We start from the raw sequence: 14,116 nt of genomic DNA on the forward strand, positions 1-14,116 counted from the left end.
CCATGAACGACAACATCATGACCGCGCAGGATTACCCATTAGCGACCCGCTGCCCGGAGAAAATCCAGACTCCTGGCGGTAAGCCGCTAACCGACATTACCCTTGAGAATGTGCTGGCGGGCCGCGTAGGACCGCAGGATGTGCGGATTTCTCAGCAAACGCTGGAGTACCAGGCGCAGATTGCCGAACAGATGCAGCGTCATGCCGTGGCGCGCAATTTCCGACGTGCGGCAGAGCTGATTGCGATCCCGGATGCCCGCATTCTGGAGATCTACAACGCGCTACGTCCGTTTCGTTCTTCGTTCGCTGAGCTGCAGGCTATTGCCGATGAACTGGAGCATACCTGGCACGCTACGGTGAACGCCGGGTTTGTCCGCGAGTCGGCAGAGATATATCAGCAGAGAAACAAGCTGCGTAAAGGTAGCCAGTGACGGGGGCAACATGCCGTTAATTGCAGGGATCGATATCGGCAACGCCACCACCGAAGTGGCGTTGGCACAGCATGGGCATTTTATCGCCAGCGGGATTGTCGCCACCACGGGCATGAAAGGCACGCGGGACAATATTGCCGGGGTGGTGGCTTCTCTGCAGCAGGCTCTGAATAGCACCCCGTGGTCGCTTCAGGATGTGGCGAAAATCTGCATCAACGAGGCCGCGCCGGTGATTGGCGATGTGGCGATGGAAACCATCACTGAAACCATCATTACTGAATCGACAATGATTGGCCATAACCCGCAAACGCCCGGCGGCGTTGGCGTGGGAATGGGGACCACTATCGCCGTGGAGAAGCTGGCGGCGTTAAGCGAGGATCGGTTTGCCGAGGGCTGGATCCCGCTGGTAGGCGAGGAAATGGATTTTCTCGAGGCGGTCTGGCTTATCAATGCGGCGCTGGATCGCGGCATCAACGTTGTGGCGGCGATCCTGAAAAAGGATGATGGCGTGCTGGTGAACAATCGCCTGCGTCGGCCAATGCCGGTGGTTGATGAAGTCACCTTACTTGAGAAGGTGCCGGAAGGGGTGCTGGCGGCGGTGGAAGTGGCGGCCGCCGGGCAGGTGGTGCGGGTATTGTCGAATCCTTACGGCATCGCGACCTTCTTTGCCCTGACGCCCGAGGAAACGCAAACTATCGTCCCCATCGCCAGAGCGCTGATCGGCAACCGTTCCGCCGTGGTGCTGAAAACCCCGCAGGGTGATGTGCGATCAAGGGTGATCCCGGCGGGCAAGATCTTTATCCGTGGTGAAAAGCGTGGCGGCGAAGCCGACGTAGCGCAAGGCGCGCAGGCCATTATGCAGGCGATAAGCGCCTGTGCGCCCGTGTGCGATATTCGTGGTGAAGCAGGCACGCACGCAGGCGGCATGCTGGAGCGGGTGCGTAAGGTGATGGCCTCACTGACCGGTCATGACATGAACACGGTGCATATTCAGGATCTATTGGCGGTCGATACGTTTATTCCGCGCAAGGTGCAGGGCGGCATCGCTGGAGAGTGTTCAATGGAGAACGCCGTGGGCATTGCGGCAATGGTGAAATCCGATCGCTTACAGATGCAGGCCATCGCCAGTGAGCTGAGCGCCCGGTTAAACACGCCGGTTGAAGTTGGCGGCGTGGAGGCCAACATGGCCGTAGCGGGGGCGCTAACAACGCCCGGATGCGCCGCACCGCTGGCGATCCTCGATTTAGGCGCAGGATCTACCGATGCCGCCATTATCAATAGCGACGGCGTAGTGAGAGCGGTGCATCTGGCCGGTGCAGGAAATATGGTTAGCCTGTTAATTCAAACTGAGCTGGGCCTAAACGATGCGTTTCTGGCGGAGGAGATTAAAAAATACCCGCTGGCAAAAGTGGAAAGCCTGTTCAGTATTCGCCATGAGAACGGCGCGGTAGAGTTTTTCCGCGAACCGCTCAGCCCGACAGTCTTCGCCAAAGTGGTGTATCTGAAAGAGGGGGAGCTGATCCCGGTAGATAACCTCACCTCGCTGGAAAAAATTCGTCTGGTGCGCCGACAGGCCAAAGAGAAGGTTTTTGTGACCAACTGCCTGCGCGCATTGCTTCAGGTTTCACCCAGTGGCTCCATTCGCGATATTGCTTTTGTAGTGCTGGTGGGCGGCTCCTCGCTGGATTTCGAAATCCCGCAGATGATCACCGATGCGTTGGCGCACTACGGCGTTGTCGCCGGACAGGGCAACATCCGTGGTAGCGAAGGGCCGCGTAATGCGGTGGCAACCGGGCTGGTTTTGGCCGGAATCGCGAATTAATCGTGCAGAAAACAGCCACCGCAAGCGTTTAGCTGCGGGGTAAATCAAATAAAGGCGATGTTCTCTTTGATATCCCGACGAAGTTGGGTACATAGTATAAATGTGTCTCTCACGTGGTTAATTTTAAGGATAAGAGCATGCCAACAGCAATTGAGAAAGCATTGGATTTTATTGGTGGTATGAACACTTCGGCGTCAGTACCCCATTCAATGGACGAAAGTACCGCTAAGGGAATCTTAAAGTATTTGCATGACTTAGGTGTGCCAGCGAGTCCGGAAGCTGTAATGGCACGAGGTGAGCAGGAGGGATGGAATCCCGAGTTCACGAAAAAAGTGGCCGGATGGGCAGAAAAAGTCGCCTCCGGTAACCGCATCCTTATCAAGAATCCAGAGTATTTTTCAACCTATATGCAGGAGCAGCTCAAAGAGCTAGTGTGAGCTGACTATCGAATCAAACGCTAACGGACGTTTCCATCTCTGGATGGGGCGTCCAAAGGAGGGCTAGTGACATGCTTGTTGCCAGGCAGGCGTTTCGCACCGCAAAAGCGAGGTAATCTAATAGCTTTTCTTTAACTCCTGCACATAGAGATATTATCAACTTCTCAGTAGTACCTGGATTATCCGTGGCGACTCACCTCACAAAGAAGACTCAATAATCAGAATTATATTGCGTCAACCTCATTATATTTACTGAAATATTCTTTTATTACTAAATTTTCCACAGATTATTGATAGTCATTAGCAAGTCCGTTGCTGAATAATATTTGCATTCGCAGCCCGAGCAGCAGCATCCAGCACACCTGTTATTTTCAATCCAAAGCCCACAATTTTCCTTCACTTCAGCGATAGTGGCCCATGTGTATCAATCAAATCTACAACTATTTTTCTCTCCTGAGTAAAAGACCATTCAAAAAATATTTGTCAATAAATTCTATAGTCTTGGTACAAATTGACATTTGTTTGAAAATCTTTGTGTTAAGTACGCTGTGAAATTAACGCAAAAATGTTCATTTACTGGGAGGTAATAATCCTATTTATAACAAAGAGTTTTCATGTTTGTATAAAAAACAACCTTTCAGACTTTTATAAAGATCCCGCAATATTCTTTATTCTATTAACATCACATTAACATTGTGGGTATGGTTAGGGTGTACAGTATTTGTTATGCTCCAAGTCAATTAATAATATTCACTAGGGAAAATCCTATTTCACCATTTCTTGATAAATGAGCTCATTGTTGAGAAAGGAAATTTATTCCTTATTTGACAAATGGTTAAAAAACGAATCCTGGAGGAGAATCTACCCTATTCATATGGAGGCTCATGTGCGGATTTTTGTACCCCTAAGGCACACAATATTTTATTTTTTATTTGCAGGTATGATCGTATGTGGTACTGCGAAAGCCTATAACGGTACACCGAACACAGCCCGAGTTGCGTCTGTGACACTGAAGGAAAGTATTCTTTTTGCTTTTGACCGTGACCCATCAATAAGTCAGCAGGCCGCGCAAATGGGAATCGGCCAGGCGCAAATAGACGAAGCACGCAGTGGTTGGATGCCGCAAATATCACTTAATGGCAATACAGGGCATAGCCAGACGACAGACTCAAGCGGCTCACTAAAAAACTCAGCAGCATGGGGGCTAAGTCTGACGCAGCTTGTCTATGATTTTGGCAAAACGAACAGCGCAATCAGTCAGTCTGAAGCACAACGAGATAGTTACCGGTACCAGCTTATGGCTACATTGACTGGTGTCGCTGAGAAAACGGCTCTCAGCTACGTTGAAGTCAGACGCTATACCGAACTGACACAAGCAGCGAAAGAAAATATTACTGCGCTTAAAAATGTTCAGCATATGGCGCGATTGCGCGCAGAGGCTGGTTTGAGTTCTACGTCCGATGAGCTTCAGACGCAAGCGCGTGTCGCGGGAATGCAGGCAACGTTTGAACAATACAATGCAGCGCTGAGTAGCGCGCGGGCAAGACTGGCTGTTTTAAGCGGTATTGATGCAGAGCAGTTGCAACCCGTGCCTGAGGCATTAGTCGTTCGAGAGGATTCTCTTGATAATATTGATTATTCATTAATTCCATCTGTGCTCGCCGCAAGGACAATGGAAACGTCTGCTCAGTATGCCGTTGAAAAAGCAAAATCACAGCACTGGCCGACTCTAAGCCTTAAAGGTGGACGTACGCGTTATGAATCGGATAACCGAAGCTATTGGGACGATCAGATTCAGTTAAATATTGATGCCCCTATTTACCAGGGCGGTTCGGTTTCAGCGCGAGTTCACCAGGCTGAAGGCGCAAGAACAATGGCGATGTCGCAAGTCGATCAGGCTCGATTTGATGTACTACAAAAAGCGTCAGTTGCTATGGCGGACTGGTCTGGAGCACACGGTAGAATGAATGCCGGGAATATACAATTGCAGAGCGCTCTGCGTGCTCGCGAGGTTTATAAAAATGAATATACCCTTAGCAAAAGAAGTATTAATGACTTACTAAGCGTTGAACAAGACGTCTGGCAAGCAACGCTATCAAAAATAATGGCTGAATATGATAGCTGGAGTGCCGCAATTAATTATGCCACTGCCCTGGATAATTTATTGCCTGCTATAGGTGTTGAAAAAAATGCTGCGGCGAAATTACCTGATCTAAGTTAGTAACGAAAAGAAAACGCTGCAAAAATTGCTGAAAAAAAACTGAAGACAATGGGAGTCTTTCCCAGAGATTGCTACATCTGAATGTTGGCAATCTGTGAAAGATGGGGGCGCCTGTAAGGAGAAAAAATATGAGTTCAGTAAAAATTGTTGATGTCATTATCCGAAAGACGGCTGAAAAAACAGTTCTGACAGGTGAAGGGAACCTCTCTGTTTCTGTCTCTGCACCCAGCGTTATCGAAGTCCATGGTTCTGCACAGGATGTGGCACGCTACGTGCGACAGGGTAAGGATCTCTTGCTTTACATGAAAGATGGCAGCGTGATCCGCTGCAACAATTATTTCATGGAAGATCCTGAAGGTAAAAACCATTCAGAGTTGGTCTTCAACAATGAGGATCAACTTACCCATATATCGTTTGCTGAGACCGGAGAAGCGTCTGGGCTTGCGACTACTGAACTGACTTCTCATGCGACAACCATATCCAGTATCGAACCTTTTCTCGAGCAAGGCAGTGCCCTGAGCGATGCGCCTTGGGGCTGGATTGCAGGCGCGGCATTAGGCGGCGGCGCGATTGGCGCATTGCTGGCAAATGGTGGTGATGGCAAAACCAAAGTCATTGATAACACCAAAGAAGTTGAGAGCGCAACGCCGACCTTTTTGGTAACGGACAAAGCGGGTGACAAGCAGGGTGTGCTGAGTGCAAAAGAGGTCACGGATGATAACACCCCAACCTTCAGCGGTACCGGGCAACCTGGTGCGACCATTCAGATCAAAGATAGCAGCGGCAGCACCATTGCCAGCGCCATGGTCGGTACAGACGGGACCTGGACGGTAAAGCTTCCGACGCAGACGGACGGAGAACACACCTGGTCCGTGGTGCAGATCGACGGCAGTAAAACCACGACTGCAGGCAGCATTACCGTGACTGTCTCAACGGCTGACGCGGCCGTTACGCTCGCCACCACCGCAGGCGATAACATGATTAACGCCAGTGAGCAGTCCGCAGGCTTTACCCTCTCTGGTGCGAGCAAAAATCTCGCGCAGGGGACGGCGCTCACCGTCACGTTAAACGGTAAAACCTATACCGCAGAAGTGGGCGAAAACGGCGCATGGAGCGTGAAGGTGCCCGCAGCAGACGCACAGGCGCTGGGTGATGGAACCTGGACGGTCAACGTCAGCGGCAAAGATGCAGCGGGTAATACCGTAAGCGGTAGTCAGACGATTGGCGTGGATACCGTGCCGCCGACATTATCGGTCGATGCGATTTCCCAGGACAACATCGTCAATGCCGCAGAGCACAACCAGACCCTGACCCTTACCGGTAAAACGAACGCGGAAGCGGGCCAGATTTTAACCGTGACGCTGAACGGCAAAAACCACACAGCAACGGTAGGTAGCGACGGCACCTGGTCCGTTACGCTTCCTGCCAGTGAAGTACAAGAGCTGGCTGACGGCAACCATTCGTTGACCGTGAACGTCAGCGACAAGGCGGGTAACGGCTCTTCAACCACCTCTAATTTCACCGTTGATACCTCCGCACCCGTAGTTACGATCGATACCGTAGCGGGCGACGATGTTCTCAATACCAGCGAGCAGAGCCAGGCGCAAATTATCTCCGGTAAGGCGAGCGGCGCGGCAGCGGGCGATGTGGTCACGGTTACCCTGGGCGGCCAGACCTTTACCGGTGTCGTACAGGCCGACGGCAGTTGGAGCGTTGGCGTCCCTGCCTCCGTCATCGGCGCGCTGGGCGAGGGCAACCACAGCATTTCTGTCTCCGTTACCGATGCTGCGGGCAATACCGGCAGCGCGACGCACGGCGTGACGCTGAGCGGCAATCCGCCAGAATTCACGATTGACGCCATCAGCCAGGACAATGTTCTTAATGCTCAGGAGGCTATGCAGCCGCTGAGTCTGAGCGGTACCAGCAATCTGCCGAACGGCAGCGCCATCACCGTTACACTGAACAACGTCAACTATCAGGCCACCGTTGAAAACGGCATCTGGAGTGTCCAGGTGCCGGTTTCCGACGTTCTGAATCTGGCAAATACCCTCTACACCGTCAGCGTGAGCGGCACGGACAGCGTGGGTAATAGCGGTTCTGCAGACGCTAACCTGCTGGTCGATACGGTGCTGCCACAGGTGATTATCAATACCTTTGCGGGCGACAACCTGGTCAACAACGCCGAAGTGGCGGTGGACCAAACCCTGAGTGGGCGCGTCACTGGCGCGGCGGCGGGCGATACCGTTTCTATCTCCGTTGGTGGCAAGAGCTATACCGCCACAGTAGGGAGCGATCTGACCTGGAGCGTGACTATCCCGTCAGCGGATCTCAAGGCATTTGGCGACGGCGATTTGACCTTCAGCGCTTCGGTCACCAATGCGCACGGCAACACCGGCAGCGGCGAACGTGATATCAACGTCAACGCTGAGCTGCCTGGCCTGCGCGTGAACACGATTTCTGGCGATGACGTGATCAACGCCATCGAACAGCAGCAGGATCTGACCGTCACCGGCTCCAGTACCCATCTGGCTGCAGGCACGCAGATTACCGTTACCATCAACAACGTTGACTACGCTGCCGTGGTGAGCGCCAGCGGTAACTGGCAAATTGGTATTCCTGCGTCCGATCTTCAGGCATGGACGGCAGGAGATATTACGGTCAACGTTAGCGCGCAGGACGCGTGGGGCAATACCGTTTCTGCTGAGCACCCCATCGAACTGGATCTGAACGCCGTAGCGGTCACCATTGATATCATTAGCAGCGATGACATGCTGAACGCGGCCGAAAAAGGGGCTGAGGTGACGCTGTCAGGTCAGACGCAGGGTGTGGAAGCCGGTCAGACCGTGGTGGTTAAATTTGCCGACCAGACCTTTACTGCGCAGGTGCAGCAGGATGGTTCCTGGAGCCTGACCGTTCCGGCGAGTGCAATGGAAACCCTGATCGACGGACGTGCGCAGGTGAGCGTCAGTGTCACCAATGTGAACGGCAATAGCGCAGAAGCCTCGCGCGTCGTCACCGTGGATACGTTGCCACCGACTATCACGCTGGACAACCTGACGTCCGATAACATCATCAATGCGGCGGAAGCGCAGCAGGATCTGGCGGTCAGCGGCACCAGTAATGCCCAGGCGGGACAGACTGTTACCGTGACGCTGAACGGTAAATCTTACCAGACCACCGTCCAGATGGACGGAACCTGGACCCTCAATGTACCGGCCGCCGACGTAGGCGCGCTGGTAGATGGTACGGTGACGGTCACGGCTACTGTGAGCGATGTGGCGGGCAACAGCAGTAGCGCCGATCGCGTGGGGCTGGTGGATGCCACCGTGCCGCAGGTGACGATCAACGATTTTGTCACCGATACCAATACCGTTAACCAAATCGCCCATTCTCAGGCGCAGATCCTCAGCGGCTCCGTCACCGGCGCAGCAGCGGGTGATTTGGTCACCATCACCATCAATAACGTCGACTACACCACTGTGGTAGACGCGGTGGGCAACTGGAGTCTCGGTCTGCCAGCGTCTGTTGTTCAGGGGCTGGCCGACGGTACCCTGACGATTGATGTCTCCGTAACGGACCAATCCGGCAATACTGGCAGCAATTCGCTGGACGTTGTCGTTAACACCGTGACGCCGCAAATCGGCATCAATATCCTGGCAGCGGATGATGTGATCAATGCCACTGAGAAAGGCGAAGATCTGCTGCTCTCTGGCACCAGTAATCAGCCTGATGGCACCACTATCACGGTGACCCTGAACGGCATCAACTACACCGCCACCACCGATGCCAGCGGTAACTGGAGCGTTAGCGTACCTGCGTCTGCGGTGAGCGCGCTTGGCGAAGCGAACTACACCGTGACTGCCAGCGTCACCGACAGCGTTGGCAACAGTGCCTCGACCACCCACAACGTGCTGGTGGATAGCTCGCTGCCGGTAGTGACCATCAACACCCTCGCGGGCGATAACATTGTTAACGCCTCGGAAGTTACGGCAGGGCAAACCCTGACTGGTAAGGTGAGCAACGCGGCGGCGGGCGATACCGTTACGATTATCCTCGGCGGCCAGACGTACACCGTTACCGTGCAGGGCGATCTCACCTGGAGCCTGCCGTTAACCGAGAGCCAGTTAAGCGCGCTCGGCAACGGCGAACTGACCGTATCGGCAAGCGTAACCAACGCACACGGCAATACCGGTTCTTCTTCCCTGGACTTCACCATTGACGCCCAACTGCCGGGTCTGCGTATTGATACCGTCGCCGGTGACGACGTGATCAACGTGATTGAACACGCGCAGAATCTGATTGTGTCAGGCACCAGCACCGACCTTGCGGCGGGCAGCACCGTTACCGTGACCATCAATGGTAAAGACTACGCTGCAACGGTTCTGGCAGATGGCACCTGGCAGGCGTCGGTTCCGGCGGCGGACGTCTCCCAGTGGGCGGACGGTTCGCTCACCATCAGCGCCAGTGCGCAGGATACCTCCGGCAACCCGGTGAACATCGGCACCGTCGTGGATGTGGATCTCTCCGCGGTGGCAATCAGCATCAACAGCGTGACCGCTGACAACGTGCTGAACGCGGCGGAAAAAGGCCAGGACCTGGTGTTGAGCGGCACCTCAAGCAACGTTGAGGCAGGGCAGACCGTCACCGTCACCTTTGGCGGTAAAACCTATACCACCACGGTCGATGCCAGCGGCGACTGGTCCTACACGGTTCCAGCGGCAGACCTGAACGGCCTGAAAGATGGCGACGCCAGCGTGCAGGTCAGCGTGACCAACGTGAACGGCAATTCGGCCTCTTCCGCGCAGGAATATAGCGTCGATACCACCGCGCCGACGGTCACCATCAACACCATCAGCAGCGACAATATGCTGAATGCGGTTGAAGCGGCGCAGGATCTGACCCTGAGCGGTACCTCAAGCGCCGAAGCCGGTCAGACGGTCACTGTAACCTTCAATGGCAACCAGTACACCGCGCAGGTTCAGGCGAACGGTATCTGGACGCTGAACGTTCCGGCAGCCGACATGACAGGTATCGCCGACGGCAATGCGGCGGTAACGGCGACGGTGTCGGATAAAGCGGGCAACCCGGCGAGCGCGGGCGCATCCGTGCTGGTCGACACCACCGTGCCGCAGATCAGCTTTAACATCGTGGCAGGCGACGACATCATTAATGTCGCCGAGCACGGCCAGGCGCTGATCGTTTCCGGCAACGTGAGCGGCGCGCAGGCGGGTGACGTCATCACCGTAACCCTGAACGGCAAAGATTACACTGCAATGCTCGGTGGTTCAGGTAACTGGAGCATTGGCGTACCAGCCTCTGACGTTGGCGCGCTGGTGAACGGTGACCACACGATCTCCGCAACCCTCACCGACAAGGCGGGCAACAGCACCACAGCAACGCATGACGTTGACGTCTCCCTGACGGCACCGGTGATTGCCATTAATACCCTGGCGGGCGATGACGTGATCAACGCGACCGAGAAGGGCCAGGATCTTCAGCTCTCCGGAACCAGCAACCAGCCGGACGGCACCACTATCACGGTGACCCTGAACGGCATTAACTACACCGCCACCACTGACGCCAGCGGCAACTGGAGCGTGACCGTTCCGGCGGCAAATGTTTCCGCATTGGGCGAAGCGAACTACAGCGTCACGGCCAGCGTGACCGATACCGCAGGTAACAGCGCCAGTACCAGCCATGGCGTACTGGTGGACAGCGCGATCCCAGTGGTAACCATCAACGCTATCGCTACCGACGACGTGATCAACGCGGCAGAAGTAGCCACGGGGCAGACTCTGAGTGGTAAAGTCAGCGGCGCGGCGAGTGGTGATGTTGTCACGATTAATATTGGTGGTAATACGTACACGGCGAAGGTTCAGGATGACCTGAGCTGGTCGGTAAATGTTCCAGCGAACGTCTTAACCGCTATCGGTAACGGCTTACTGACTGTGTCAGCAAGCGTGACTAACGGCCACGGCAATAGCGGCTCTGGCGAGCGCGACATCACCATTGATGCCAATCTGCCTGGCCTGCGCGTTGATACCGTGGCGGGCGACGATGTGATCAACAGCATCGAACACGCGCAGAACCTGATCGTCACCGGCTCCAGTGAGGGCCTTGCAGCAGGCTCCGCGCTGACCGTAACCGTGAACGGCAAAACCTACTCCGCCACGGTGTTGGCAGACGGCACCTGGAGTGCAGCCATCCCGGCGGCAGACGTTAGCGCACTGGCGGCGGGTACCGTGTCGGTCACCGTTAAAGGCGAAAGCGCGGCGGGTAACCCTGTATCCATTACTCACAACGTCACGGTCGATCTGGCTACAGTCGCCATCAGCATCGATGCCATTGCCACGGACGACGTGATTAACGCAGTGGAAAAAGGGACGGACCTGGTGCTGTCTGGCTCAACGACCAATGTGGAAGAGAACCAGACCGTCTATATCACCTTTGGCGGCAAATCTTATACTGCAAGTGTAGATGCCAGTGGTAACTGGACGGCAACCGTGCCAACGGCAGATTTGGGCAGCCTGAAAGACGGTGATGCCAGCGTACACGTTAGCGTGACCAACGTGAACGGCAACAATGCTTCCGCCGGTCGTGAGTACAGTGTGGATGCGACCGCGCCGACGGTGTCTATCGAGATTGTGAGCGATAACAACATCATCAATGCGGCAGAAGCACAGGTCGATTTGGTTGTTAACGGCGTGACTAATGCCGAAGCCGGACAGACCGTGACCGTGACCCTGAACGGCCAGAATTACACCACCACCGTACAGGCCAACGGTAGCTGGAGCGTGACCGTACCTTCTGCGGATCTCGGCTCGATTGTTGACGGCGACTATACCATCACCGCAGCGGTGTCCGATAAAGCGGGCAACCCGGCCTCGGCGGATCGCGACGTGCTGGTCGATACCACGGTGCCGAAACTGACCATCAATACCGTTTCTGACGATGACGTTATCAACAGCGCTGAACATGCGCAGGCGCTGATTGTCACCGGTTCTGTGACCGGCGCGGCAGCGGGTGATGTAGTGACTGTCACCATCAACAACAAAAATTACACCGCGACCCTGGATGCTTCAGGCAACTGGAGTGTGGGGGTGCCTGCGGCAGACGTCAATGCGTTGACTGCCGGAGATTACACCATCAGAGCGGCGCTGACCGATAAAGCCGGTAACAGCAACAGCACCACACACGACGTGGAAGTGAATCTGACCGCGCCGGTGCTGACCATAGACGTAATTTCTGGTGACGACGTCATCAACAGTACCGAAAAAACGCAGGAACTGACCCTTTCGGGCACGGCATCCGGTCTGGCGGTTGGTACCGTCGTTACCGTGATGCTCAACGGTAAAGCCTACAGCGCCACCGTCGATATCAACGGACAGTGGACTACCACCGTTCCGGCGGACCAGGTGGGAGCGCTGGGTGAAGCCTTGTACACCGTCACCGCGTCGGCAACGGATAGCGTGGGCAACAGCACCAGCACGTCACACACAGTGAATGTGGAGTCTGTATTGCCTGGCGTGACCATCAACACCATTGCAGGCGACGATGTGATCAACGCCGCCGAGCTGGCGAACGGCCAGGCCATCAGCGGTAAAGTGGTGAATGCCGAAGCGGGCAACACTGTGACCGTAACGATTGGCGGCAACACCTATACCACGGTGGTAGAGAGCGATCTGAGCTGGTCCGTTAACGTCCCGGAATCCGTATTGACGGCGCTGGGTAACGGTGAACTGACTGTAACCGCCAGCGTAACCAACGGCATTGGCAACAGCAGTACCGGGGAGCGCGATATCACCATCGACGCGAACCTGCCAGGGCTGCGCGTTGACATGGTAGCAGGCGATGACGTAATCAACAGCATTGAGCATGCGCAGAATCTGATTATCACCGGCTCCAGCAATGGCCTGAGCACAGGTACAGTGCTGACCGTGACCGTCAACGGCAAAACCTACCCGGCAACCGTGCTGGCGGATGGCACCTGGAGCGCGGCGATCCCGTCAGCGGACGTGAGTGCCTTAGCTGCGGGAACTATCACTGTGACCGTTGAAGGCCAGAGCAGCGCCGGTAACCCGGTCTCTATCGACCACAACGTGACGGTGGATCTGGCGACCGTGGCCATCAGCATTGATGCTATCGCGACTGACGATGTGATTAACGCTGTCGAGAAGGGCGCGGATCTGGTGCTTTCGGGTACCACCTCCAACGTCGAAGAGAACCAGACCGTCAACATCACCTTCGGCGGTAAGAGCTACACCGCGACCGTGGATGCAGATGGAAAATGGACGGCGACCGTGCCATCGGCTGACCTGGCGGGCATAAAAGACGGCGATGCCAGCGTGCAGGTGAGCGTGACCAACGTCAACGGCAACAGCGCGTCTGCGGGCCGCGAGTACAGCGTGGATGCGACCGCACCGTCCGTGACCATAAGTACCCTTGCGGCTGACGATATCCTGAACGCCACGGAAGCGCAGTCAGACCTCGCCATCTCCGGCACCAGTACCGCCGAGGCGGGCCAGACGGTGACCGTGAGCCTGAACGGTAAAAACTACACCACCACCGTAGGCGCTAACGGCAACTGGACGCTGAACGTTCCGGCGGCGGACCTGGCGGGATTAACCGACGGCAGCGTGACCGTCACCGCGAGCGTCAGTGACAAGGCGGGGAACCCGGCGTCGGTTGACCACAACCTGACGGTGGACGTGACCGTGCCTGCGGTGACGATCAACACCATCGCGGGCGATGACGTCATTAACGTGGCTGAACACAATCAGGCACAGATTATCAGCGGCTCCGCCACCGGCGCGGCAGCGGGGGATAAAGTCACCGTCACCATTGGCGGCCAGACTTACACCACCGTGCTGGACGCGGCGGGCAACTGGAGCGTGGGCGTTCCGGCGAGCGTGATTGCCGGCCTCAGCGATGGCAGCGTGACCGTCACTGCGTCAGTGACCGACGCGGCGGGCAATACCGGCAGCGGTACGCACAATGTAACCGTTGATACCGGGCTGCCGTCAGTTGGCTTCGACACCCTCAGCGGCGATAACGTGCTGAATGCGGTGGAGAAAGGCCAGGATCTGAGCGTGAGCGGTACCAGCGCCAACCTGGCGGAAGGCACTCTGATCACAGTGACGCTGAACGGTAAACAATACACGGCGACAACCGCTGCAAATGGAAGCTGGAGCCTGACGGTACCGGC

The 14,116-nt window shown here is 55.6% G+C and carries 5 protein-coding genes; all 5 read left to right on the forward strand.

Going from position 1 to position 14,116, the window contains the following annotated elements:
* Positions 1 to 2 precede the first annotated feature (2 nt).
* Positions 3 to 431 carry a diol dehydratase small subunit gene (locus OGV77_RS06025; RefSeq protein WP_043017710.1) on the forward strand — a complete coding sequence of 143 codons (429 nt, stop codon included), beginning with the start codon at positions 3 to 5 and terminating at the stop codon, positions 429 to 431.
* A 10-nt stretch (positions 432 to 441) separates the two neighbouring features.
* Positions 442 to 2,253, forward strand: coding sequence for a diol dehydratase reactivase subunit alpha (locus OGV77_RS06030; RefSeq protein WP_047408499.1), 1,812 nt, complete (start codon positions 442 to 444; stop codon positions 2,251 to 2,253).
* 113 nt (positions 2,254 to 2,366) lie between these two features.
* Positions 2,367 to 2,690, forward strand: a complete 324-nt coding sequence (locus OGV77_RS06035; protein WP_071524484.1) for a DUF1889 family protein — start codon at positions 2,367 to 2,369, stop codon at positions 2,688 to 2,690.
* Positions 2,691 to 3,630: 940 nt separating this feature from the next.
* On the forward strand, positions 3,631 to 4,911 hold the full coding sequence (locus OGV77_RS06040) for a TolC family outer membrane protein (protein ID WP_051642772.1): 1,281 nt from the start codon (positions 3,631 to 3,633) through the stop codon (positions 4,909 to 4,911).
* A gap of 128 nt (positions 4,912 to 5,039) precedes the next feature.
* Positions 5,040 to 14,116, forward strand: a 9,077-nt coding sequence (locus tag OGV77_RS06045; RefSeq protein ID WP_286502629.1) for an Ig-like domain-containing protein, incomplete at its 3' end; no start/stop codon positions are given.

Source organism: Citrobacter sp. Ce129, assembly GCF_030334545.1.
In the GTDB taxonomy this organism is placed as follows: Bacteria; Pseudomonadota; Gammaproteobacteria; order Enterobacterales; family Enterobacteriaceae; genus Citrobacter; species Citrobacter europaeus.

Bases quoted from the DNA above. Each gene is read 5' to 3' on its own strand.
- OGV77_RS06030 (WP_047408499.1), top strand. From the start codon at position 442: ATGCCGTTAATTGCAGGGATCGATATCGGCAACGCCACCACCGAAGTG.
- OGV77_RS06025 (WP_043017710.1), top strand. From the start codon at position 3: ATGAACGACAACATCATGACCGCGCAGGATTACCCATTAGCGACCCGC.
- OGV77_RS06040 (WP_051642772.1), top strand. From the start codon at position 3,631: ATGATCGTATGTGGTACTGCGAAAGCCTATAACGGTACACCGAACACA.